The following is a 24,796-nucleotide window of genomic DNA, read 5'->3' on the forward strand; positions in this document are numbered from 1 at the left end:
CCTGCCCCATGCGCGTCAGCCGATCAAGCCGGACAGGCTTTTCCAAAGCCCGAAAGACGACAAATCGTTGAAAGTCACCAGCACCATCATAGTCAGCAGCGCGGCCAAGCCAGATTTATAGGCCCATTCCTGCACCCGTTCGCTGACCGGTCGCCGCTGCACCGCCTCTATCCCGTAAAACAGCAGATGCCCGCCATCCAGCATCGGGATTGGCAACAAGTTGATGAACCCCAAGTTAATCGAGATAAGCGCGACGAAGAAGATGAAGCTTTCCAGCCCCATCGTCGCCGCCTGCCCGGAAACCTGCGCGATCTTCAACGGGCCGCCCAGTTCCTTGACCGATCGGCCACCGCTGATGATCTGGCCCATCGTCTCGACCATGGTGCGGACGATCTGCCCTGTCCGCTCCACCGCGACCACCGGTGCACGCAACAGGCTTACCGGCTCGACCACCGGATCGCCGGGGGCCAGCCCCAGCCGGCCGATCTGGAACTTGTTCCCGAAGCCGTCATCCTCGGTCACGCTGCCAATCTTGCCGTCCTTGGCGAACATCCTGCCATCGCGCTCGATCACCATGGCGACCGCTTCGCCGGGACGGATCTGGGCATAGAGGCGAATATCGTCGAAGGTCGTCATCTCGCGCCCGCCCAGCGACACGATCCGGTCGCCCGGCAATATCCCCGCCGCCGCCGCCGCGCTGCCCGGCTGCACCTGTCCCGCAACCGCCGGAGTCCGGCTTTCGCCATGCACGAAGGCGAACGTCGCCAATATCAGGATCGCGAACAGGGAATTGATCGCCGGCCCCGCCGCCACGATCGCCGCGCGCTGCCACAGCGGCTTGGCCGGAAAGCTCTGCGCCCGCTCGGCGGCGGGCAGTTCCAGCCATGCCGGATCGGTCATGCTGGCCGCGTTCATGTCGCCCTTGAAGCGGACATAGCCACCCAGCGGCAGAGCCGCGACGCGCCAGCGCGTGCCGCGCTTGTCGACCCAGGCGAACAGTTCCGGCCCGAAGCCGATCGAAAACGCCTCCGCCTTCACCCCGCACCAGCGCCCGACCAGATAATGGCCCAGCTCATGCACGAAAACGAGCGGCCCGATGACCGCCACAAATGCCAGAACAGTCAGCAGAAAACCGGGATTGTGGATCAAACCGTCAATCTTTCCATCACATCGCCCGCCACGGCACGCGCACCGGCGTCGGCCGCCAGCACGTCTTCAATCGTGGAGGGCGTCGGCGCGCTATAGCGGTTCAATACTTCCTCCACAATCATGGCGATATCAAGGAAGCCGATCCTGCCGCCCAGAAACGCCGCGACCGCCGCCTCATTGGCTGCGTTCAGGATCGCGGGCATCGCCCCGCCAGCCGCCGCCGCCTCGCGCGTCAGGCGCAAGGCGGGGAAGCGATCCTGATCGGGCGCCTCGAAATCCAGTCGGCCGATCCTGGCCAGGTCGAGCGGCTGACATGGCGTCGCGATCCGCTGGGGCCAGGCGAGCGCATGGGCGATCGGTATCCGCATATCGGGCGATCCCAGCTGCGCCAGCGTCGATCGGTCGCGATATTCGACCATCGAATGGATCACCGATTGCGGATGGACCAATATCTCGATCCGGTCGAGGCCGACGGGGAACAGATGCGCCGCCTCGATCAGCTCCAGCCCCTTGTTCATCATCGTCGCGCTATCGACGCTGATCTTGGCGCCCATCGACCAGTTGGGATGCGCCACCGCCTGCGCGGGGGTGATGTCGGCCATCTCCGCCCGGCTCCGCGTGCGGAACGGTCCGCCGCTGGCGGTCAGCGTAATGCGCGCGACATCTTCTAAAGAACTACCGGCAAGGCATTGGAAAATCGCATTATGCTCACTGTCCACCGGCAATAATGTCGTGCCGGACACGCCAGCCGCCGCCATCATCAGCCCGCCCGCCGACACCAGCGATTCCTTGTTGGCCAGCGCGACCGTGCCGCCCGCCTTCAGCGCCGCCATGGTCGGTCGCAGCCCTGCGCACCCCACGATCGCCGCCATCGTCCAGTCCGCCCCGGCCCCCGCGACATCGACCAGCGCCTGCTCGCCCGCCGCCGCCTCGATCCCCGTCCCGGCCAGCGCCTCCTTCAGCGCGCCGTACAGCCGCTCCTGACCGATGACCGCCACCTTGGCGCCCGCCTCCCGCACCAGCGCCACCAGACTGTCCAGGTCACTGTTCGCCGTCAGCGCCACCACGTCATAGGCGTCGCGATCCCGCCGGATCAGGTCCAGCGTCGATTGGCCCACCGACCCGGTCGCGCCGAAAATCGAAACCTTCCGCGTCATCGCAGCACCAGCATCAGATAGAGCAGGGCCGCCAGCGGCGCGGCGGTCACCACCCCGTCCAGCCGGTCCAGCACGCCGCCATGACCCGGCAGCAGCGATCCGCTATCCTTGACCCCCGCCCGCCGCTTCATCGCGCTTTCCAGCAGGTCGCCCGCCTGCGCCGCCACCGCGAGCAGGCCGCTTGCCGCCGCCAGTTCGATCGGCAGCCCGGCAAAACGGTGCAACAGAAACCCGATCAGCAACGCCGCCACTACGCCGCCACCCAGCCCCGACCAGGTCTTGGACGGGCTGATCCGCGGCGCCAGCTTCGGTCCGCCGATCGACCGGCCCGCAAAATAGGCGCCAATATCCGTCGCCCACACCAGGGCCAGCGCCCACAGCGCCAGCGTCAGGCCAAAGATGTTCGGCCCCTGCCCGCGCAGGAACAGCAACGCCATGACCGGCAGGCAGACATACAGGACACCCAGCGCCAGCCGGACGGATCGGGTCGCCCCGATCACGAACAGAAAGGCCGCGACCAGCAGGCCGATCGCAAACCAGGACAGGCCAGCGGCCAGCGGGCATAATATCGCCAGCGGCACCGAAACCGCGTACATCGACAATTTCTTGTGATCGGCCGATGCGCCGCTCAGGTCCGCCCATTCGGCCTGCATCAGCACGCCCGCTACCGACAGCAGCGCCCAGAACAGCAGTCCGCCAGACAGCAACGCACCCAGCGCCACCGCAATCAGCACGACGCCCACGACGGCGCGGGTGCGCAATTCACTGCCCATGCCGCTCACAGCCCGCCGAAACGGCGGTCCCTCAAACGGAAAGCATCCAACGCCTGCGCCAGCGCCTGAGCGTCGAAATCGGGCCACAGCATGTCGGTGAAATACAACTCGGCATAGGCCGCCTGCCACAGCATGAAATTGCTCAGGCGCTGCTCGCCCGACGTGCGGATCAGCAGGTCGAGCGGCGGCAGATCAGCCGTGTCGAGCGCCGCATCAATATCGCCCACGCCAATCGCGTCGGCGGCAATCTCGCCCGCCGCGACCCGCTGCGCCATAGCCTGGACCGCGCGCACCATCTCATCCTGCGCGCCATAGTTGAGCGCGATCGCGATGATCGGCCCGCTATTGCCCGCCGTGCGCGCCACCGCCTCGTCGATCAGCGCGACCAGCGAAGGCTCCAGCGCCTTGTAATTGCCGATGATCCGCAACCGCACGCCATTGGCATGAAATTCGTCCAGATCCGCCTTGATGAAATGGCGCAGCAGCCCCATCAGGTCCGCGACTTCGCTGGCGGGCCGCTTCCAGTTTTCCGACGAGAAAGCGTAGAGCGTCAGGCACTCCAGCCCCATCTCCCGCGCAGCGCGCGACACGCGCCGCACCGCTTCCACCCCGGCACGATGACCGGCGATACGCGGCAGCAGCCGCTTCTTCGCCCAGCGACCATTGCCGTCCATGATGATGGCGACATGGCGCGCGCCATGGGCGGGCGCGGCCTGGGACAGATCGGGCCGGACTTGCGTCGCCATCAGTCGGTGGGGGTTGCGCGGATCATGGGCGGAACATCCCGGCTTACTGGCCGAGAATTTCCTTTTCCTTGGCCGCGAAGGTCGCATCCAGCTCGGCAATCACGCCGTCGGTCAGCTTTTGGACTTCCGCTTCCTTGCGCTTGCGTTCGTCCTCGCTGATTTCGCCCTTCTTCTCGTCGGCCTTCAGGCTGTCCATGCCGTCGCGCCGCACGTTGCGCACCGCGATGCGCGCCGCTTCGGCATATTTGCTCGCCAGCTTGGCCAGTTCCTTGCGGCGTTCCTCGGTCAGGTCGGGAATCGGCAGGCGCAGCGTCTGTCCATCGACGATGGGGTTCAGGCCCAGCCCCGCAGACCGGATCGCCTTGTCCACCGGCCCCACATTGGTCTTGTCCCACACCTGCACCGACAACATGCGCGGTTCGGGCGCGGATACGGTCGCCACCTGATTGAGCGGCATCGACGCGCCATAGACGGTGACGGTCACCGGATCGAGCAGCATCACATTGGCACGCCCGGTGCGCAGGCCCGAAAGATCGCCCTTGAGCGATTCGACCGCGCCAGCCATGCGGCGTTCCAGGTCCGATTTGTCATATTGCGCCATGTGATCAGCTCTCCTGATTTTGTACGATCGTCGCCACACCCTGCCCGGCCAGCACAGTTGCCAGATTGCCGGTTTCGCGGATGTTGAACACGACGATGGGAATATGATTGTCACGGCACAGCGCAATCGCGCTGGCGTCCATGACCTTGAGATTGTCGTTCAGCACCCGGTCGAAACTGATTTCGTCATATCGGGTGGCGTTGGGCACCTTCTTGGGATCGGCATTATAGACGCCGTCGACGCTGGTGCCCTTGAAGATCGCGTCGCAATTCATTTCGGCCGCGCGCAGGGCAGCGGTCGTGTCGGTGGTGAAGAAGGGATTGCCCGTGCCCGCCGCGAAGATGACGATCCGGCCCTTCTCCATATGCCGCACCGCCTTGCGCCGGATATAGGGCTCGCACACCGACGCCATCGGAATTGCCGACTGGACGCGCGTATCGCATCCCATCTTCTCCAGGGCATTCTGTACCGCCAGCGCGTTCATGACGGTTGCCAGCATGCCCATATAGTCGGCGCTGGTGCGATCAAAGCCCTTGGCCGCGCCGGCCAGACCACGGAAGATATTGCCGCCGCCCACCACGACGCACAGCTCGAACCCGGCTTCCTTGGCCGCCGCGATCTCCCCTGCGACCCGATCGACGGTTTCGGGGTCTATACCGAACTGGCCCGATCCCATCAGCACCTCGCCAGACAATTTCAGCAATATGCGCTTGAAGGATGGCCGGGTCATGCGGGGCAAATTCCATCTGGTCGGGGCCCAACTCTGGGCAAGGAAATGGCGCGCACCTTAGCAGTGCGCGCCAGTATGTGAAGCGGGGTTTTGGCGATTCACGCCACCCCCTTGTCCGTTCGCTGCGCGTCTGTCGAGCGAAGTTTCCCGACCGACACGCCAAAGCGAACCGACTATGCGTCAGGCAACGCCAGCCGCTGCCGCGACTTCGGCGGCAAAGTCGCTGACTTCCTTCTCGATGCCTTCGCCCAGCTGGAAGCGGACATAGCTCGTCAGGGTGATCGACGCGCCCGCTTCCTTGGCGGCCTTGGCCACCACGTCGGCGATCGGGGTCTTGTTGTCCATCACGAACAGCTGCGACAGAAGCGCATTTTCCTTGGCATATTTGGCCACCGCGCCATCGACCATCTTGGCGATGATCTCGGCGGGCTTGCCCGATTCGGCGGCCTTCTCGGTCGCGATGGCGCGCTCACGCTCCAACTGGACCGGATCGATGTCGGCAGCCGACAGCGCCAGCGGGAAGGCAGCGGCGATGTGCATCGCGATCTGCTTGCCCAGCGTTTCCATCGTGTCGGCAGGCGCGTCGCCTTCCAGCGCGACGAGCACGCCGATCTTGCCCAGGCCCGGTGCGGCGGCGTTGTGAACATAGGGAACGACGACGCCCTGGTTCACCGACACATGCGCGACGCGACGGACATTCTGGTTTTCGCCGATGGTCGCGATGTTGGCGACCAGCTTTTCGGACACTGTGCCGCCCGACGGATAGGATGCCGCCAGCAGCGCTTCAGCATCGCTCACGCCGCTTTCCAGCGCGATGGTCGACACGGTGCGGACGAAATCCTGGAACTGCTCGTTCTTGGCAACGAAATCGGTTTCGCTGTTCACTTCGACGGCAACGCCCTTCGTCCCGGCAACGGCGACGCCGACCAGGCCTTCGGCTGCGGTACGGCTCGACTTCTTCTGCGCAGCGGCCAGACCCTTGGCGCGCAGCCAGTCGGTCGCCGCTTCGATGTCGCCGTTGGTTTCGGTCAGCGCCTTCTTGCAATCCATCATGCCGGCGCCCGAACGGTCGCGCAGTTCCTTGACGGTGGCGGCGGTAATATCGGCCATGTTTCGGCTCCTAATATATTTGTGGTTCAAACAAGCGGGTCTTGAACAAGCACTAGGGCGCGTCTCCAAAGAGCGCGCCCTAGCCTGTCAGTCTTACGGTTGTGCGACGCCTTCAGGCTTCGGCGACAACCTCTTCAGCCATCGGCTCGTCCATCGCGCCCAGGTCGACACCCGAAGCCTGCTGCGCACCACGGTTGCCCTTGGTGGCGGCGGCGGCAATGGCCTCGCAATACAGGCGGATGGCGCGGCTGGCGTCGTCGTTCGCGGGAACCGGGAAAGCGATGCCGTCGGGCGAAACGTTGGAATCGAGGATCGCAACGACCGGGATACCCAGCGTATTGGCTTCCTTGATCGCCAGCTCTTCCTTGTTGGCGTCGATCACGAACATGACGTCGGGAATGCCGTTCATGTCACGGATGCCGCCCAGCGACAGTTCCAGCTTCTCGCGCTCGCGAGTCATCTGGAGCACTTCCTTCTTGGTGAAGCCGTGGGTGTCGCCCGACAGCTTTTCCTCAAGGGTCTTGAGACGCTTGATCGAACCCGAAATCGTCTTCCAGTTGGTGAGCATGCCGCCCAGCCAGCGATGGTTGACGAAATGCTGGCCGGACTTGCGCGCAGCGTCGGCGATCGGGTCCTGCGCTTGGCGCTTGGTGCCAACGAACAGCACCTTGCCGCCAGCGGCGACGGTCGACGACACGAAGTCGAGCGCACGGCCGAACAAAGGCACGGTCTGCGACAGGTCAAGAATGTGGATGCCGTTGCGCTCGCCGAAGATGTACGGCTTCATGCGCGGGTTCCAGCGATGCGTCTGGTGGCCGAAATGCGCGCCAGCGTCGATCAATTGGTGCATGGTGACGACAGGTGCCGCCATAAGATATTCTCCTTCCGGTTGTGCCTCTGGGAATCAGGAACCGGGAAGGAGCCTCAAAGACCCCGCCGGCACCGGATATGTCGATTCCCATGTGGAATAGGGCGCGCCTTTAACGGCAGGCGAAACATTGCGCAAGGGGTTGACTTGCCCCAAAGATAGGAACATAACGTGAACAAGCGGAACAAATGGGCCTAACCGCCGTTTGAACCGTCATTGTGGGACAAGCCGTGCAAATGGCAAGATAGAAAGTGATCTCCATGTTCACATTCGTTGCAGTGACCCTGTTTACCCTGGCCTTCATGATGGCCATCGGCACGATCGCGTGGATGCTGCTCCACTATCATGACAAAATGGTGGCGGCCTTGCTGTTCCAGCCCATTCCGCAGGACGCGCCCGTCTATCATGTCCGTATCCGCCGCCCGCGCGTCACCCCCTCCGCGCGCAGCGCCAACCGCGCCCTGCCAAACGGCATGCTCGCCGCTTGACGATATTCAGGCGGGGCCGGGATTGGCCTCGCGCTGACGGCGGACCTTGGCGTAGGACAGGATGCCAAACGGGATCAGCGCCACATATATGCCGCAGATCAGCAGCAGCGTCAGCCAGGGATCGGTCACCAGCGAGGCGGCCAGCAATCCGGCCAGGGCAATCGTTTCCAGCCTGATCCGCTTGCGCAACCGCAAGGCCGACCAGCTATAGGTCGCAATGTTGGAAATCATCAGGAAGGCGATGAACGCGGTCCAGGGCGCCACGACATACCAGGCCTGGAAAATCGGTTCCCCCGTCACGAGCCACAGATAGAGCGGCACGAAGGTCAACCCTGCGCCAGCGGGCGCAGGCACGCCGGTCAGGAAGCCAGCCGACTTGTGCGGCTGCACATCGACATCGATATTGGCGTTGAACCGCGCCAGCCGCAGGGCACAGGACAGCGCATGAGCGAGCGCGAAGATCCAGCCGAATTTGGGCATCGCATAGAGCGACCATAGATAGAGGATCAGCGAAGGCGCCACGCCGAACGCAATCGAATCGGACAGCGAATCCAGTTCCGCGCCAAAGCGGCTCTCGCCACGCAGCAACCGGGCGATTCGCCCGTCCAGGCCATCCAGCACGCCTGCGAACAGGATGGACAGGACCGCCCGCTCCCATTCACCCGATATGCCATACCGCACGCCGGTCAGGCCAAAGCACAGCGCCATTGCCGTCACCGCATTGGGCGCAACCATCCGCAGGGTGATTCCCCGGCGCAACCCCCGTGGCACGGCGCGGCGCTGCCTCACTGTTGGATGCCCGCAATGACGCGGCGGTCGCCGACCTGACCCAATATGGTCTCGCCCGCGACCGTTCGTTGCCCCAATATCACGCGCGGCGCCGTCCCGGCGGGTAGGTACACATCCACCCGGCTGCCAAAGCGGATCAGGCCGATGCGCTGCCCCGCCGCCACCATGTCACCGGGCTTGACGAAGGGTACGATCCGCCGCGCGACCAGACCCGCAATCTGGGTGAAGCCGATACGCAGCCCGTCGTGCCGCTCGACCAATATATGCTGGCGCTCATTATCCTCGCTCGCCTTGTCCAGGTCCGCGTTCAGGAACTTGCCCGAAATATAGACCACCGACTTGATCGTCCCGCCGATCGGCGTGCGATTGATATGGACGTCGAACACGCTCATGAAGATGGACACGCGGATCAACGGCTGATCGCCAAGACCCGCCGACCCGGCCATCTCGCGCGGCGGCGGCACTTTCTGGATCAGCGTCACCAGACCATCGGCGGGCGCAATGATCGCGCCTTCATCCTGCGGCACCGCCCGCACCGGATCGCGGAAGAAGGCCAGCACCCACATCGTCACGATCAGCATCAGCCAGCCGACCACTTCCCAACCCATCAGAAAGAAAACGCCCGTGATAGCCGCAGCGATCAGGCCGAATTTCACGCCTTCCGGATGAACCTGGGGGAAGCGCCATTTGACATTGCCGCCGGCGGCAATCGTGATCTCGTTATTTTCCATAGCCACCGTCTTTAGGGAGAGACCCTCGCCCTGACAACGACCGATGCCGCGCTATGTATCCTTGCCTGTCCGGAACGCCAGAATCCCTGCCAGAACGGTTGAACATTGGCCGCGCTTTGCCTAGGGCGTTTTGCAAATCCACCCAGAATGAAGAAGGCGAACAGGCGCATGGCGAAGATCAAGGTGAAAAACCCGGTCGTGGAAATTGACGGCGATGAAATGACCAGGATCATCTGGCAATGGATTCGCGAACGCCTGATCCTCCCCTATCTCGACATCGACCTGAAATATTACGACCTGAGCGTCGAAAAGCGCGACGAGACCAATGATCAGATCACGGTCGATGCCGCCAATGCCATCAAGGAATATGGCGTCGGTGTTAAGTGCGCCACCATCACCCCGGACGAACAGCGGGTCGAGGAATTCAACCTCAAGCAGATGTGGAAGTCGCCCAACGGCACCATCCGCAACATCCTGGGCGGCGTCGTATTCCGCGAACCCATCGTCATCAAGAATGTCCCCCGCCTCGTTCCCGGCTGGACCGACCCGATCGTCATCGGCCGTCACGCCTTTGGCGACCAGTATAAGGCGACCGACTTTCTGGTCCCGAGCGCTGGCAAGCTGACCATGGTGTGGGACGGCGACAATGGCGAAAAGATCGAAAAGGAAGTGTTCAACTTCCCCGCCGCCGGCGTTGCCATGGGCATGTATAATCTCGACCAGTCGATCATCGACTTTGCCAAGGCGAGCATGAACTATGCGCTCGACCGCAAATGGCCGCTCTACCTGTCGACCAAGAACACCATCCTGAAGGCCTATGACGGCCGCTTCAAGGATCTGTTCCAGCAGGTGTTCGACGAAGAATTTGCCGATCGGTTCAAGGCGGCGGGCATCGTGTACGAACATCGCCTGATCGACGACATGGTCGCCTCCGCGCTCAAGTGGAGCGGCAAGTTCGTCTGGGCCTGCAAAAATTATGACGGCGACGTCCAGTCGGACACCGTCGCGCAGGGCTTCGGCTCGCTCGGCCTGATGACCTCCGTGCTCCTCTCGCCCGATGGCAAGACGGTCGAGGCCGAAGCCGCCCACGGCACCGTCACCCGCCACTATCGCCAGCATCAGCAGGGCAAGGCGACCTCGACCAACCCGATCGCCTCGATCTTCGCCTGGACCCAGGGACTTGCTTTCCGCGGCAAGTTCGACGGCACGCCCGACGTCACCAAATTCGCCGAAACGCTGGAGCGCGTCTGCGTCAAGACTGTCGAGGATGGCGCAATGACCAAGGATCTGGCGCTGCTGATCGGCCCGGAACAGGCGTGGATGACCACGGAACAGTTTTTCGAAACGATCCGCGTCAATCTGGAAGCCGAAATGGCGACATGGAACTGATAGCCGCTTGAGGCTTTCAATTCGCAAACGGAACGAGGCGGCGCCGTGCAACGGAGCCGCCTTTTTCACGACTGGCCAACCGACCGGAAGGAAATCTCTCTCCGTTCGGGACTGACTTTACAGGAGACGCGGAGATGACAACGACAGCCCGCAAACGCCTGGAAGTCCGCACCGCCGTACCGTCCGACGTGCGCGCCATCCTGCGGCTGATAGCCCGCGTCTATCCGGGCCTGCCCAATTATTCCCCCGCGACAGTCCGGGGCCAGATCAACAATTTCCCCGATGGCTGTTTCGTCGCGCTCTACGACAATAAGGTCGTGGGCTATTGCGCGACCATGCGGGTCAGCAAATCGATGGCCTTCTCCCCCCATGACTGGGACGAAATCACCGCGAATGGCTTTGGCACCCGCCACAGCGCGGCGGGCGAATGGCTCTATGGCTATGAAATGGCGGTCGATCCCAAGCTGCGCGGCCTGCGCATCGGCCAGCGCATCTATGACGAGCGCAAGGAACTGGTTGAACAACTCGACCTGCACGGCATCGTCATCGCCGGTCGCATGCCCGGCTATCTGCGCACCAAGCGCAAGGTGGACGGACCGAAAGATTATCTCGACAAGGTCGTGCAGGGCAAGATCCGCGACCAAGTGGTCAGCTTCCAGCTTAAAAACGGCTTCGAACCGCTCGGCGTCCTCGAAAATTACCTGCCGGAGGACAAGCAGTCGGACGGCCATGCTGCGCATCTGGTGTGGCGCAACCCCTATGTCGACCCGGACGAAGCGCCCGAAATGCGCGTCCCGCGCGGCGTCGAAAGCGTCCGCCTCGCCACTTGCCAGCTACAGGCGCGCGCCGTGCAGGATTTTGACGAGTTTATCCGCAACATCGAATATTTCGTCGATGTCGCCGCCGACTACCGCTCGGACTTCATCGTCTTTCCCGAACTCTTCACCCTGCCCCTCCTGTCGTTCGAGACGAAAAAGCTCAACCCGATGGAGGCGATCGACAAGCTGACCAACTATACGCCCCGCCTGACCAAGGAATTGGGCCGCATGGCGCTGGAATATAATATCAACATCATCGGCGGTTCCCACCCGACCCGCGCCGATGATGGCGACATCCAGAATATCGCCTATGTCGCGCTCCGCGACGGATCACTTCACACTCAGGAAAAAATCCACCCGACCCCCAACGAGGCCTTTTGGTGGAATATCAAGGGCGGTGACGCGCTGGACGTGATCCAGACCGACTGCGGGCCGATCGGCGTTCTCATCTGCTACGACAGCGAATTTCCCGAACTCGCCCGCCGCCTGGTGGATCAGGGCGCGCGCATCATCTTCGTCCCCTTCTGCACCGATTCCCGCGCCGGCTATATGCGCGTGCGCTATTGCGCGCAGGCCCGCGCGATCGAAAATCAATGCTATGTCGTCATGTCGGGCAATGTCGGCAACTTGCCCAATGTCGACAATATGGACATCCAATATGCCCAGAGCGCCATCCTGACCCCCTGCGACCTGCCCTTCGCACGGGACGGGATTGCGGCGGAATCATCCGAAAATGTCGAAACCCTGACCATGGCCGACGTCAACCTGGCTGACCTCAGCTGGGCCCGCGCCGAAGGCACCGTCCGCAACCTGCGCGACCGGCGCTTCGATCTCTATCATATCGAATGGGACAACAACCCCGACCACGCCCACGCCCAGAGCGGCGGCCCGGTCCCGGCGGGCGGCCATAATTCGCCGGGTGGTGGGTGAGAAGACACTATAAGGGTGGGTGGCGACCTGTCGGCTTTCGGAGCATAAAGGAGGCGATTGGGCGCGAAAGATGGGAATGGGGTTCGTTGCCGAATTCAGCAATGAAGTTTTGTTTTTGATTGATCGGGATTGGTTCGGCTGGCCTGATCCGCCCCGATGGGGACTGGCATCGTTTGATCCGGCCAATGGAAAGTGGAACCTGTGGGGCAACTTTTCAGATTTGCCTTCTGCGTGGACTGTTCCTGCCGCCCTAGATGGACCGGAACGAAACCCTACTTAGTCCGGCTCTGGGCCAGATTTATTTGCAATTGATTGACCGGCTTTTAGTCGTTCCCGATCATCCTCCCCTATAAGGGGAGGTGGATGGCCGTAGGCCAGACGGAGGGGTGTCCCCCCGCGATAGGGTGACACCCCTCCACCACTTCGTGGTCCCCCTCCCCTTGCAGGGGAGGAATTTGCGGGCGCTTCTAGGCAATTTCTACCCCCGCAACCCCGTTCGCCCTGAGCTTGTCGAAGGGTCGCACTTTCTCCGTGCCTCTATACCCGTCGCAAGAAAGACGGGGGCTTCGACAAGCTCAGCCCGAACGGTAGTGGGTGGCACTCCCGATCGTAAACTGACCCGGACCGCATCCCCCGCTCACTCCACCGTAACACTCTTCGCCAAATTCCTCGGCTGATCCACATCCGTCCCCTTGGCCACCGCGACATGATAGGCCAGCAACTGCACCGGCACCGCATAGACCAAAGGCGCGATCAGCGGATGCACCTTGGGCATCTCGATCGTCGCCATGCAGCCCTCGCCTGCCAGTGCGATCCCTTCCGCATCGGAAATCAGCACCACCTTGCCGCCGCGCGCCTGCACTTCCTGCATGTTGCTCACGGTTTTCTCGAACAGCGGGCCGGACGGCGCGATCACGATCACCGGCACCGCCTCGTCGATCAGCGCGATCGGGCCATGCTTCATCTCGCCAGCCGCATAGCCCTCGGCGTGAATATAGCTGATTTCCTTGAGCTTGAGCGCCCCTTCCAGCGCCATCGGATAATCCGGCCCACGCCCCAGATACAGCACGTCACGCGCCGGGGCGATCAGGTGCGCCATTGCCTCTATGTCGCCATCATGGCCCAGCGCCTCGTTCATCGCGGCCGGGGCTTCGGACAGGTGCCAGACGATCTCGGCTTCTTCCGCCGGGGTCAGCAGCCCCTTGGCCCGCGCCAGATTGGCGGCCAGCGCAGCCAGCACCGCCAGCTGGCAGGTAAAGGCCTTTGTCGACGCCACGCCGATTTCCGGCCCGGCATGGGTCGGCAGCAACAGGTCAGCCTCGCGCGCCATCGAACTGGTCGGGACGTTCACCACCACAGCGATGATCTGGTCCGCCGCCCTGGCGTGGCGCAGCGCCGCCAGCGTATCGGCCGTCTCGCCCGACTGGCTGATGAACAGCGCCAGGCCGCCGGGTTCCAGTACCGGGTCGCGATAGCGGAACTCGCTCGCCACATCGATGTCGACCGGCACACGCGCGAATTTCTCGAACCAATATTTGGCGACCATCCCGGCATAGAAGCTGGTGCCGCAGGCGACGATGGTGATCCGCTTCACCGCCCCCAGATCGAAATCCATGTCCGGCATGGCGACCTCATTCTCCATCCGGCGCAGATAGGCGCGCAGCGTCTGGGCGACGACGACCGGCTGCTCGTAAATCTCCTTCTGCATGAAGTGGCGATGATTGCCCTTGTCGATCATCGCCCCCGACACGCCGGAGACCGTCACGGCCCGCTCGACCGGCACATTATCCTTGTCGAAAATCTCGGCGCCATTCTTCGTGATGACGACCCAGTCGCCCTCTTCCAGATAGGCGATCTTCTGCGTCAGCGGTGCCAGCGCCAAGGCATCCGACCCCAGATAGGTCTCACCATCGCCATAGCCGACCACCAGAGGCGATCCCAGCCGCGCGCCGATCAGCATGTCGGGATGGCTGCGGAACAATATCGCCAGCGCGAACGCCCCGTGCAGGCGTGGCAACACTTGGCGCACGGCTTCCTTGGGCGAAGCCCCCTGCTCCACCAGTTCGCTCACCAGATGGGCGACCACCTCGGTATCGGTCTGGCTGTCGAAAATGCGCCCCCGCGCCATCAGTTCCGCACGCAGCGGCTTGAAATTCTCGATGATGCCATTGTGCACCAGCGCCACCTCGCGCGTCGCATGGGGGTGCGCGTTGCTGGTCGTCGGCGCGCCATGCGTGGCCCATCGTGTATGCGCGATGCCGGTCGTGCCGGGCAGCGGCTCGTCGCGCAACTCGGTCACCAGATTGGCGAGCTTCCCCTCCGCCCGCCGCCGCTCGATCGCCCCGTCATGGACGGTCGCGACCCCCGCGCTGTCATAACCGCGATATTCCAGCCGCTTTAGCCCATCGACCAGCCGCTCCGCCACGTCGCTGTTGCTGATGATGCCAATGATGCCGCACATGAGCCGGGGGAGCCTTTCAGAGTTGATAAGGGACGCGGATGCCCGGCGTCTGTGCCGGATAATCGTTAGTATTGCGTGTCACGGCAATGGCCACTCCCGTCAAGGTGGGGCGCGTTCAGTTTAATATGTTCAGTTCGGTGTCGGCTTTATCGTGATCAACCAGATGTCGGGAGGCGCGAGCAACCGGAACGGCAATCCGCTGGTGCCGATCCCGGCCGCGACGATCATCGTCTTGGCTCCATCGCGATACAGGCCGCAGCCATAGCGCGTTCCATATTTCGACGGCACATAGACGATACCGGCAAAGGGCAAAGCCACCTGCCCGCAATGGGTGTGCCCCACCAGTGTCAGCGACGGCGTGTTCGGCAGAGCGGGAAACACATCCGGCCCGTGCGACAGGATCAGCCGCGCGCCACCCATTCGCGCCATCGCTGTCATCGTATCGGGCAGGTCGGGCTTTCGCGTATAAATATCCTTCAACCCGCCGATCACCAGCGGCCCGCGCCGCACCACACCATCCTGCAACAGGGTGATGCCGATCCGCGAGAAGGCCACCGCCCAGTCCCGACTGCTCAACGCAACACGGTTCAGTGCGCTGCGGCTGTCATGATTGCCCAGCACCGCCACCACGCCCAGCGGCGCGCGCAGCCCGGCGAGCGGCGCGATGCTTGCCCGCGCGTCATAGGTCGCCCCGCCCTTGTCATCGCCAATATAGTCGCCGCCCAGCAGGATAAGGTCCGGGCGCAGCGCGCTGATCTGCGCCACGATCCGCGCCATCCGCGCCGGGCTGTTGTCCGGCCCCGACATATGCGTATCGGTCAGCAGCGCGACGGTGACAGGATCGCGCGCCGCGTCGGCCGGGAAAGGCAGCGCGATCTCGGCCAGCCGAACCTGTGGCATGGCGCTGGCGTTCAGGATCAGCCAGCCAGCCCCTGCCAGAATCAGGATCAGCGTGCAGACCAGTCCCGCCAACCAGGGATGCCGCTGGACCAGCTTCATCCCACAACGTGCTCCCGCGCAGGCGTGAGCCCAGTCCCACGCTCCGATCTAGGCTCCCGCCTGCGCGGGAGCACGCAGCCTTTTCTCACTTCGCCGCCTTCTTCGCCATCATCCGCGCACGAAACCGCTTGGCCCAGCCCGGCTTTGCCTCCTGCGCGGGTCGGACCAGACACAGCGCGTCGGCCTCCACATTCCGCGTCACCACGCTTCCCGCCGCCACGATCGCGCCATCGCCGATCGTCACCGGCGCGACCAGCGCGCTGTTCGACCCGACAAAGGCGTCCGCGCCAATCTCGGTCTTATATTTGAAGAATCCATCATAATTGCAGGTGATCGTGCCCGCGCCGATATTGGCCCCCGCACCCACGCTGGCATCGCCAATATAGGACAGATGGTTGACCTTGGCTCCTTCGCCCAGCACGGCCTTCTTGATCTCGACGAAATTGCCGACCTTGGCCTTGACGCCGATCTGCGCACCGGGCCGCAGCCGTGCATAGGGTCCGACAGCCGCGCCGCTTTCAATGCTGGCCCCTTCCAGATGGGAAAAAGCGTGGATGACCACCCCGTCCGCCACCCGCACGCCCGGCCCGAACACCACGTTCGGTTCCACCACCACATCGCGGCCCAATATCGTGTCATGGGCGAAGAACACTGTCTCCGGCGCCACCAGCGTCGCTCCTTCGCGCATCGCCTCTACCCGGCGGCGCGCCTGCCACATTGCCTCCACCCCCGCCAGTTCGACCCGGCTGTTGACGCCCGCCACTTCCCACGCGTCCGTCTCGATCACCGCACTGGGCGCACCGGGCAGCATGATGATGTCGGGCAGATAATATTCGCCAGCGGCATTATCGTTACCGATCTGGTCCAGCAGGACGAACAGATCGGTCGATCGCACCGCCATCAGCCCGCTATTGCACAAAGTGACTGCCCGTTCGGCCTCACTGGCGTCCTTATATTCCACCATCTTCCCGATGATGCCCTGCCCATCGGCAATGATCCGGCCATAGGCGGCAGCGTCGTCCGGTCGGAACCCCAGCACGACCGCCCGCGGATCGTCCCCCCGGTTCAGCCGATCGAGCATCGCCCGCATCGTCGCCCCGCTCACCAATGGCACGTCGCCATAGAGGATCAACACATCGCCCGCGAATCCCGCTAGCGCATCATGCGCCTGTGCAACGGCATGGCCGGTGCCAAGCTGCTGGTCCTGCACCGCGATCACCGCGCCGGTGCCCGTCACCGCTGCCTCGACCTGCTCCCGACCAGCGCCGACCACCACGACCTGCCGCTCCGGCTCCAGCGCCGCGACGCTCGCCAGCAGGTGCAGCAGCATCGGGCGTCCCGCAACCGGGTGCAACACCTTGTGCAACGACGATTTCATGCGTGTGCCCTGACCGGCGGCAAGGATGATGACGGCCAATGGGCGGGCGACTGGACGGCTGGCGGTCACGATATCTCTGTCCCTCGAAAATGGGTCTGTGGCCTTCGGCTCTGCCATGTTTGGCTTGCCTTTGCCACCGCGCTCGCGGCATGCCGCGGCCATGGCAAACATAAATTTCGATATTGTCGGTTTCGACCTAGACGGCACGTTGATCGACACGAGCGGCGACCTTGCCGCCGCCGTCAACCACGCCATCGCGACGATCGACCGACCGCCTTTCCCGGTGGAGGCCATCCGCCCCTTTGTCGGCAAGGGCGCGAAGGTCATGCTCGAACGCGCGCTGGGTGCGTCGGGCGGCTATGACGACGCGACGCTCGCCCGGCTGCTGCCCGTCCTGCTCGACTATTATCAGGATAATCTCAGCGCCCGTTCCGTCCCCTATCCCGGCTTGATCGCCGCGATGGACGCGCTGGCCGCGGCAGGCGTCAAGCTGGCCATCTGCACCAACAAGGCAGAGCGCTTCACCATTCCGCTGATCGATCAGCTTGGCCTGACCCCGCGTTTCGCCAGCATCGTGGGCGGCGACACGGTGGGCGTCGCCAAGCCCGATCCCGCCCCCATCCGCGCCATGATCGAACGCGCGGGCGGTGGCCGGACAATCTTCATCGGCGACACGATCAACGACATAGCGGGCGCGCGCAATGCGGGCATCCCCAGCGTCGCGGTCAGCTTCGGTTTCCTCGACGGCCCGGTCGAGGATCTGGAAGCCGACGCCGTCATCGACCATTTCGACGATCTCGTCCCGCTCCTGCAAAGCTGGCCCACATGAGCTTGCGGCTGGAGCGGGACGGGGCCATCGCCCGCCTGCTGATCGACCGCCCGGCACGTCGCAACGCCATGACGCAGGCGATGTGGGAAGAGCTGCCCGTGCTGGTGGCGCAGGCGATGGCCGACGACGCCGTCCGCGTCCTGATCCTCGGCTCCGCCACGCCCGGCATTTTCTGCGCCGGGGCGGATATCGGCGAATTTGCCCGGCACAGCAGCGACGAAGCCTGGCGCATAGCCAATCAGGCCGCGATCCGCGCCAGCCAATATGCGCTAGCCCATGCGCCAAAGCCGGTGATCGCGGCCATTGACGGCGATTGTGTCGGCGGCGGTTGCGGCCTCGCCATCGCCTGCGACCTGCGCATCGCCGCCCCCACCGCCCGGCTGGGCATCACGCCTGCGAAGCTCGGCATCGTCTATTCGCTGTTCGACACCAAATTGCTGGTCGATCTGGTGGGTCCGGCCCGTGCCAGACGCATCCTTTTCACCGGCGCGCTGCACGGCGCGAACGATGCCCTCGCCATCGGCCTGATCGACGAGATCGCCGACGATCCCTTCGCCGCCGCGACGGCTTTGGCCCGCACCATCGCCGCCAATGCGCAGCATAGCGTGCGCGCGTCCAAGGCGATTATCCGTCGCATATTGGACGGTCAGGCCGATGATGACGAGGTGACGCTGGCGATCTTCCGCGACGCCTTCACCCTGCCCGATTTTGCCGAGGGCGTGGCTGCCTTTCAGGCGAAGAGGCGACCTGATTTCTGACCACGGCCGTCAAACATAAAATCCTCCCCTGCTAGGGGAGGTGGATGGCCGTAGGCCAGACGGAGGGGTGTCGCCCTCTCGATAGCATGACACCCCTCCACCGGCTTCGCCGGTCCCCCTCCCCTTAAAGGGGAGGATTTGGGTAGCGAGTTTGCAATGGGCATAATCACCAACAAAAAAGGCCCCCGAAACCGGAGGCCCTTCTTTGTCCTGATCTGCTGTGCAATCACATATGGATCGGCTTGCCGGTCACCGCCATCGCCGCTTCCTTGATCGCCTCGCTATGCGTCGGATGGGCGTGGCAGGTATAGGCGATATCCTCGCTCGATGCGCCAAATTCCATCGCCTGCACGACCTGCGCGATCATGGTGCCTGCCGGTACGGCGATGATCCACACGCCCAGCACCTTGTCGGTCTCAGCGTCGGCAATGACCTTCACGAAGCCGTCCGGTTCATGGTTGGTCTTGGCGCGGCTGTTGGCCATCATCGGGAATTTGCCGACCTTGATCGGTCCCTTTTCCTTGGCCTGCTCCTCAGTCAGCCCGACGCCTGCAATTTCAGGCTTGGTGTACACGACACCGGGGATCAGGTCATGGTTCACGATGCCGGTCAGGCCCGCGATATTCTCGGCAACGGCAATGCCCTCATCCTCGGCCTTGTGGGCCAGCATGGGGCCGGGGATCACGTCGCCAATCGCCCAGACGCCGGGCACCTTCGTGGCGAATTCATGATCGGTTTCGATCTGGCCGCGCTTGTTCAGTTCCAGCCCGATCTTGTCGAGGCCCAATCCATCCGTATTGGGGCGACGGCCGATCGACACCAGAACCACATCCGCCTCGATCGTTTCGGCCGCGCCGCCTGCAGCAGGCTCGACGGTCAGGGTCACGCCCTTCTTGCCCGCCTTCGCGCCGGTCACCTTGGTGCCGAGCCGATATTCAAAGCCCTGCTTCTTGAAGATCTTGTTGGCTTCCTTGCGGATTTCGCCGTCCATGCCGGGCAGGATCTGGTCCAGATATTCCACGACCGTGACCTTGGACCCCAGCCGACGCCACACGCTGCCCAGTTCCAGGCCGATGACGCCGCCGCCGACAACGACCAGATGCCCCGGCACCTTGTCCAGTTCCAGCGCACCGGTCGAATCGACGATCTGGCCGCCGGCATTGTCCACATCGACACCCGGTAGCGGCATGACCGACGATCCGGTGGCGATAATGATATTCTTCGCCGTCACCGTTTCGCCGCCGACTGCAACCGTGTTTGCGCCGGTGAAGCTCGCCAGCCCCTTGAGCCAGGTCACCTTGTTCTTCTTGAACAGAAATTCGATGCCGCCGGTCAGACCCTTGACTGCGTCGACCCGTTGCCCCTGCATGGTCGACAGGTCGAGGCTCATCTTGTCGATCTTGACGCCCAGCTTGGCGAGCGTGCCGTTGGCCGCTTCGTTATAGAGTTCCGACGCATGAAGCAATGCCTTGGACGGGATGCAGCCCACATTAAGGCAGGTGCCGCCCAGCGTCTCACGGCTTTCCGCGCACGCGACCTTCAGGCCCAGCTGCGCCGCCCGGATCGCGGCCACATAGCCGCCGGGGCCAGCGCCGATCACCAGAACGTCATAATCATACTCGGCCATCGTTCTTCTTCCTCATAGTGTTCCTGCGAACGCAGGAACCCAGGGCGTCGTCAGAACAGCGTCTCGAACAAATCCCGCCACTGCGGATTTTCCCGTTCGATCAACTCGATCTTCCAGGCGCGCTTCCATTTCTTCATCTGCAGTTCGCGAAGCCTCGCTTCCTGCAAATCATCATATGACTCAAACCACACCAACATGGTGCAGCCATGTCGCTTCGTAAAGCCTTCAACCAAAGCGTTTCGATGCTGATATGCCCGGCCAGCCAGATCGCTTGTAACACCCAGATAGAGGGTGCCATTGCGTCGGCTGGCAATCAGATAGACATATCCCGCTTTCGTTGCATTTCTCCGCCCTGGGCTCCTGCGTTCGCAGGAGCACGTGGGAAATAAGCCTTACAGGTCGATCAGCAGACGGGTCGGGTCTTCAATCGCATTCTTCACCGCGACCAGGAAGGTCACCGCCTCGCGACCGTCGATCAGACGATGGTCATAGGACAGCGCCAGATACATCATCGGACGCACCACGACCTGACCATCGCGCACCACAGGACGATCCTCGATGCGGTGGAGGCCAAGCACTGCCGACTGGGGCGGGTTGATGATCGGGGTGGACATCAGGCTGCCGAACACGCCGCCATTGGAGATGGTGAAGGTGCCGCCCTTCATATCTTCCATGGTCAGCTTGCCTTCCTTCGCCTTGCGGCCAAAGTCGCCAATCGTCTTTTCGATCGTGGCCACGCTCATGCTTTCCGCGTTGCGGATGACCGGGACGACCAGACCGGTCGGCGCCGACACCGCGACCGAAATGTCGCAGAAATCGTTATAGACGATCTCGTCGCCCTCGATCTGGGCGTTGACGCCAGGAATGTCCTTCAGCGCCATGCAGACGGCCTTGGTGAAGAAGCCCATGAAGCCCAGACGGACGCCATGCTTCTTTTCGAACAGGTCCTTATACTTGGCCCGCGCCTCGATCACCGCACTCATGTCGACATCGTTGAAGGTGGTCAGCAGCGCGGCATTATTCTGCGCTTCCTTCAGGCGCTTGGCGACCGTCTGGCGCAGGCGAGTCATCTTGACCCGTTCCTGCGCGCGACCGGGACCGGACGCCGGTGCCGCTGCCGCAGGGGCCGAATCCGCAGCCGTCGCGGCCGCCGCCTTCGCCGTGCCAGCCGCTACAGCCGCCGTCACATCATCCTTGGTCAGGCGGCCGTCCTTGCCGGTGCCCTTGATCTTGCTGGGGTCCAGCCCATGCTCCAGCACCAGACGGCGCACGGCGGGCGACAGGGTCAGATTGCCGCCCTCCTCATCGTCCGATGCAGCAGGCGCGGGGGCCGAAGCGGCCGGTGCAGGCGCGGCGGCCTCCGCCTTGGCGGCGGGTGCAGCGGCAGGCGCGGCAGCAGCAGCTGCACCTTCGTTGATCAGCGCCAGCAGTGCGCCGACATTCACCGTATCGCCTTCCTTGGCGATGATGTCGCCCAGCGTGCCTGCGACCGGCGCGGGCACGTCAACCGCGACCTTGTCGGTTTCCAGGCTGACGATAGGCTCATCGAGCGCGACGGCTTCACCGGGCTTTTTGAGCCACTGGCCCACGGTTGCTTCGGTAACGGATTCGCCCAGGGTAGGGACTTTGACTTCGGTGGCCATGAGCTTGTTCAGCCTTTCTTCTGGCGACGGATTTCTTCACGAACGCTGTGACCCAGCGCATCGGCGACGAGGGCGCCCTGTTCGGCGACATGGCGCTTGGCGAGGCCCGTGGCGGGCGACGCCGATGCCTTGCGACCGGCATAGCGGGCGCGCATCGGCGCCTTGCCGGCACTCGCCAGCGCTTCCTCGATATAAGGCTCCACATGGAACCATGCACCATTGTTGCGCGGTTCTTCCTGGCACCAGATCACTTCCGCCAGATTGGTCATCCGCTTGATACGGATGGCCAGCGCATCGGTCGGGAAGGGATAGAGCTGTTCGATACGCACGATCTGGGTATTCTTGTCACCCGCCGCATCGCGCGCCTCAATCAGGTCATAGGCGACCTTGCCCGAACACAGAACCAGACGCTCCGTTTCCGCGTCCGGCGCCGGGTTGGTATCCGACAGGATGCGCATGAAGTGCGTATCGCCCTGGAAGTCCTGCGCCTGACTTACCGCCAGCTTGTGCCGCAGCAGAGACTTGGGCGTCATGATGATCAACGGCTTGCGGAACGGGCGCAACATCTGGCGACGCAGGACATGGAAATAATTGGCCGGCGTCGTGATGTTGGCGACCTGGATATTGCCTTCCGCGCACAGTTGCAGGAAGCGTTCCAGACGCGCCGAACTATGTTCCGGCCCCTGCCCTTCATAGCCATGCGGCAACAGGCAGACGAGCCCGTTGGAGCGCAGCCATTTGGTTTCCGACGATGCGATATACTGGTCGAAGATGATCTGCGCGCCATTGGCGAAGTCGCCAAACTGCGCTTCCCACAGCACCAGGCTCTTGGGGTCGGCCAGCGCATAGCCATATTCAAAGCCCAGCACGCCATATTCGGACAAGGGGCTATCCAGCACCTCGAACCGGCCATGGGGCACGGTCGACAGCGGGATATATTTCTTCTCCGTATTCTGGTCGACCCAGACCGAATGGCGCTGGCTGAACGTGCCACGACCGGAATCCTGCCCCGACAGTCGCACGCCATAGCCTTCCGACAGGAGCGAGCCGAAGGCCAGCGCCTCGCCCGTCGCCCAGTCGAAATTCGCGCCTGACTTGAACATCTCCGCCTTGGCATCCAGCACGCGCTGAAGCGTCTTGTGGACGGTGTGGCCCTGCGGCACGGTGGTCAGCGTCTTGCCCAGGCTGTCGAACAGCTTGGGGCTGATCGCCGATTCAACGCTCTGGCGCGCGGTTTCAGCATCGGCAGGCTTGTGCAGTCCCGACCAGCGGCCCGCAAACCAGTCGGCCTTGTTGGCCTTGTAGCTTTTGGACGCCTCGAACTCGTCTTCCAGATGGTTGACGAAGTCGCCCGTCGTCTTGGTGACATAATCATCGTCGACCACGCCCTGCGCCTTCAGGCGGGTGGCGTAGACTTCACTGACCGGCGGATGCTGGCGGATCTTCGCATACATCAGCGGCTGGGTGAATGACGGCTCGTCGCCTTCATTATGGCCGAAGCGGCGATAGCACCACATGTCGATTACGATGTCGCGATGGAAGGTCTGGCGATATTCGACCGCCAGCTTGCAGGCGAAAGTCACCGCTTCGGGATCGTCGCCATTCACATGCAGGATCGGCGCCTGCACACCCTTCGCCACGTCGGACGGATAGGGCGAACCGCGCGAAAATTGCGGGCTGGTGGTGAAGCCGACCTGATTGTTGACGATGAAATGGATGCAGCCGCCGGTATTGTAGCCCGCAACCCCGGAAAAGCCGAGACATTCCCAGACGATACCCTGACCCGCAAAGGCCGCGTCGCCATGGATGAGCACCGGCAAGACCTGCTCATGCTTGGCCAGATCGTCGCGGAACGTCTGCTGCGCACGCACCTTGCCGAGCACCACCGGATCGACGGTTTCAAGGTGCGAGGGGTTGGGGACCAGCGACATGTGGACCTTGACCCCGTCAAATTCGCGGTCGGTCGATGTGCCCAGATGATATTTGACGTCGCCCGAACCACCGACATCTTCCGGGTTTGCGGTGCCGCCGGAAAATTCGTGGAAGATGACGCGAAAGCCCTTGGCCATCACATTGGCCAGCACGTTCAGGCGGCCACGATGGGCCATGCCATAGACGATTTCACGGATGCCCGACTGGCCGCCATATTTGATGACGGCTTCGAGCGCAGGAATCATCGATTCGCCGCCGTCCAGACCAAAGCGCTTGGTGCCGACATATTTGCGCCCCAGGAACTTTTCATATTGTTCGCCCTGGATGACCTTGGCCAGGATCGCCTTCTTGCCCTCTGGCGTGAAGATGATTTCCTTGTCCTTGCCTTCCATCCGCTCCTGAAGGAAACGGCGTTCCTCCACATCGGCGATGTGCATATATTCCAGGCCGACATTGCCGCAATAATTGGCGCGCAGGATCGCGACGATTTCGGTTACGGTGGCAAATTGCAGGCCCAGCGTACCGCCCAGGAATATCTTTTTGGCCGGATCGGTCAGGCCATGATATTCCGGCGTCAGATCGGCCGGCAAGTCGCGCTGGGTCAGCCCAAGCGGATCGAGATTGGCAGCGAGATGACCGCGCACGCGATAGGTGCGGATCAGCATCTGCGCGCGAATGGCGTCCTCTGCCGCCTGTGCTATCTCGGCGTCCGACGCAGGCTTGCCCGCAGACTTGGCGGCGGCCTTTACGGCCACCTGCATCTGGGTCGGGTCCATCGCCCCGGTCAGGTCGTCCGTATCCGCCAGCGGCCAGTTGGGTCGCGCCCAGCTTGGACCTTGCTCGACTTCAAAATCCTGGTTTTCGTAACCCATCATCATATCCCATCCGTG

The 24,796-nt window shown here is 63.1% G+C and carries 22 protein-coding genes; 5 read left to right on the forward strand and 17 right to left on the reverse strand.

What is annotated here, in order from left to right; all coding sequences use genetic code 11:
* Positions 1–15 precede the first annotated feature (15 nt).
* From rseP to rpsB, 8 genes are all read right to left on the reverse strand, one after another.
* A complete protein-coding gene (gene rseP / locus IWY39_RS06325) occupies positions 16–1,149 on the reverse strand; it encodes an RIP metalloprotease RseP (protein ID WP_107124114.1) in 1,134 nt (377 codons plus the stop codon).
* Positions 1,146–2,306, reverse strand: coding sequence for a 1-deoxy-D-xylulose-5-phosphate reductoisomerase (locus IWY39_RS06330; RefSeq protein ID WP_107124115.1), 1,161 nt, complete (start codon positions 2,304–2,306; stop codon positions 1,146–1,148). Before IWY39_RS06330 ends, rseP begins: the two co-directional genes overlap by 4 nt.
* Positions 2,303–3,079: a phosphatidate cytidylyltransferase gene (locus IWY39_RS06335; RefSeq protein ID WP_017182797.1), complete on the reverse strand. Its 777-nt coding sequence runs from the start codon at positions 3,077–3,079 to the stop codon at positions 2,303–2,305. Before IWY39_RS06335 ends, IWY39_RS06330 begins: the two co-directional genes overlap by 4 nt.
* A gap of 5 nt (positions 3,080–3,084) precedes the next feature.
* Positions 3,085–3,825 carry an isoprenyl transferase gene (locus tag IWY39_RS06340; RefSeq protein ID WP_019051688.1) on the reverse strand — a complete coding sequence of 247 codons (741 nt, stop codon included), beginning with the start codon at positions 3,823–3,825 and terminating at the stop codon, positions 3,085–3,087.
* 43 nt (positions 3,826–3,868) lie between these two features.
* Entirely contained in the window at positions 3,869–4,426 is a 558-nt protein-coding gene (frr, locus tag IWY39_RS06345) for a ribosome recycling factor (RefSeq protein ID WP_017182795.1), read from the reverse strand.
* A 4-nt stretch (positions 4,427–4,430) separates the two neighbouring features.
* Positions 4,431–5,156 (reverse strand): UMP kinase, encoded by a 726-nt coding sequence (gene pyrH / locus IWY39_RS06350; RefSeq protein WP_107124116.1) that lies wholly within the window; start codon positions 5,154–5,156, stop codon positions 4,431–4,433.
* Positions 5,157–5,336: 180 nt separating this feature from the next.
* The gene (tsf, locus tag IWY39_RS06355; protein ID WP_017182793.1) at positions 5,337–6,266 is read right to left on the reverse strand and encodes a translation elongation factor Ts; all 930 of its coding nucleotides are present in this window, start codon (positions 6,264–6,266) and stop codon (positions 5,337–5,339) included.
* A 112-nt stretch (positions 6,267–6,378) separates the two neighbouring features.
* Positions 6,379–7,137 carry a 30S ribosomal protein S2 gene (gene rpsB / locus IWY39_RS06360; protein ID WP_017182792.1) on the reverse strand — a complete coding sequence of 253 codons (759 nt, stop codon included), beginning with the start codon at positions 7,135–7,137 and terminating at the stop codon, positions 6,379–6,381.
* 257 nt (positions 7,138–7,394) lie between these two features.
* On the opposite strand from rpsB, the gene IWY39_RS06365 reads away from it, so the two are divergent.
* Positions 7,395–7,622, forward strand: coding sequence for a hypothetical protein (locus tag IWY39_RS06365; RefSeq protein ID WP_107124118.1), 228 nt, complete (start codon positions 7,395–7,397; stop codon positions 7,620–7,622).
* Between the two features lie 6 nt (positions 7,623–7,628).
* Here IWY39_RS06365 and IWY39_RS06370 read toward each other — a convergent pair whose 3' ends face one another.
* Together IWY39_RS06370 and IWY39_RS06375 are read right to left on the reverse strand one after the other, a co-directional pair.
* Positions 7,629–8,357: a CDP-alcohol phosphatidyltransferase family protein gene (locus IWY39_RS06370; protein ID WP_017182790.1), complete on the reverse strand. Its 729-nt coding sequence runs from the start codon at positions 8,355–8,357 to the stop codon at positions 7,629–7,631.
* A gap of 50 nt (positions 8,358–8,407) precedes the next feature.
* Entirely contained in the window at positions 8,408–9,142 is a 735-nt protein-coding gene (locus IWY39_RS06375) for a phosphatidylserine decarboxylase (protein WP_107124119.1), read from the reverse strand.
* Positions 9,143–9,310: 168 nt separating this feature from the next.
* Here IWY39_RS06375 and IWY39_RS06380 point away from each other — a divergent pair, with 168 nt between their 5' ends.
* Together IWY39_RS06380 and IWY39_RS06385 are read left to right on the forward strand one after the other, a co-directional pair.
* Positions 9,311–10,531 carry an NADP-dependent isocitrate dehydrogenase gene (locus IWY39_RS06380; RefSeq protein ID WP_017182788.1) on the forward strand — a complete coding sequence of 407 codons (1,221 nt, stop codon included), beginning with the start codon at positions 9,311–9,313 and terminating at the stop codon, positions 10,529–10,531.
* 134 nt (positions 10,532–10,665) lie between these two features.
* Positions 10,666–12,279 carry a bifunctional GNAT family N-acetyltransferase/carbon-nitrogen hydrolase family protein gene (locus IWY39_RS06385; RefSeq protein ID WP_017182787.1) on the forward strand — a complete coding sequence of 538 codons (1,614 nt, stop codon included), beginning with the start codon at positions 10,666–10,668 and terminating at the stop codon, positions 12,277–12,279.
* A 637-nt stretch (positions 12,280–12,916) separates the two neighbouring features.
* Here the strand turns inward: IWY39_RS06385 and glmS are convergent.
* From glmS to glmU, 3 genes are all read right to left on the reverse strand, one after another.
* Positions 12,917–14,740: a glutamine--fructose-6-phosphate transaminase (isomerizing) gene (gene glmS / locus IWY39_RS06390; protein WP_107124120.1), complete on the reverse strand. Its 1,824-nt coding sequence runs from the start codon at positions 14,738–14,740 to the stop codon at positions 12,917–12,919.
* Between the two features lie 129 nt (positions 14,741–14,869).
* The gene (locus IWY39_RS06395) at positions 14,870–15,739 is read right to left on the reverse strand and encodes a metallophosphoesterase (protein WP_107124121.1); all 870 of its coding nucleotides are present in this window, start codon (positions 15,737–15,739) and stop codon (positions 14,870–14,872) included.
* 85 nt (positions 15,740–15,824) lie between these two features.
* Positions 15,825–17,117, reverse strand: a complete 1,293-nt coding sequence (gene glmU / locus IWY39_RS06400) for a bifunctional UDP-N-acetylglucosamine diphosphorylase/glucosamine-1-phosphate N-acetyltransferase GlmU (protein WP_409994360.1) — start codon at positions 17,115–17,117, stop codon at positions 15,825–15,827.
* A gap of 160 nt (positions 17,118–17,277) precedes the next feature.
* On the opposite strand from glmU, the gene gph reads away from it, so the two are divergent.
* Positions 17,278–17,946, forward strand: coding sequence for a phosphoglycolate phosphatase (gene gph, locus IWY39_RS06405; RefSeq protein ID WP_181316663.1), 669 nt, complete (start codon positions 17,278–17,280; stop codon positions 17,944–17,946).
* On the forward strand, positions 17,943–18,704 hold the full coding sequence (locus tag IWY39_RS06410; protein ID WP_107124124.1) for an enoyl-CoA hydratase/isomerase family protein: 762 nt from the start codon (positions 17,943–17,945) through the stop codon (positions 18,702–18,704). Before gph ends, IWY39_RS06410 begins: the two co-directional genes overlap by 4 nt.
* A 226-nt stretch (positions 18,705–18,930) precedes the next feature.
* Here IWY39_RS06410 and lpdA read toward each other — a convergent pair whose 3' ends face one another.
* From lpdA to IWY39_RS06430, 4 genes are all read right to left on the reverse strand, one after another.
* The gene (lpdA, locus tag IWY39_RS06415; RefSeq protein WP_107124125.1) at positions 18,931–20,331 is read right to left on the reverse strand and encodes a dihydrolipoyl dehydrogenase; all 1,401 of its coding nucleotides are present in this window, start codon (positions 20,329–20,331) and stop codon (positions 18,931–18,933) included.
* 50 nt (positions 20,332–20,381) lie between these two features.
* Entirely contained in the window at positions 20,382–20,645 is a 264-nt protein-coding gene (locus tag IWY39_RS06420) for a GIY-YIG nuclease family protein (protein WP_107124126.1), read from the reverse strand.
* Between the two features lie 78 nt (positions 20,646–20,723).
* Positions 20,724–21,974, reverse strand: coding sequence for a 2-oxoglutarate dehydrogenase complex dihydrolipoyllysine-residue succinyltransferase (odhB, locus tag IWY39_RS06425; protein ID WP_107124127.1), 1,251 nt, complete (start codon positions 21,972–21,974; stop codon positions 20,724–20,726).
* An 8-nt stretch (positions 21,975–21,982) separates the two neighbouring features.
* Positions 21,983–24,778 carry a 2-oxoglutarate dehydrogenase E1 component gene (locus tag IWY39_RS06430; RefSeq protein WP_107124281.1) on the reverse strand — a complete coding sequence of 932 codons (2,796 nt, stop codon included), beginning with the start codon at positions 24,776–24,778 and terminating at the stop codon, positions 21,983–21,985.
* Positions 24,779–24,796 lie beyond the last annotated feature (18 nt).

The organism is Sphingobium sp. JAI105 (assembly GCF_015752145.1).
Classification (GTDB): Bacteria; Pseudomonadota; Alphaproteobacteria; order Sphingomonadales; family Sphingomonadaceae; genus Sphingobium; species Sphingobium xenophagum.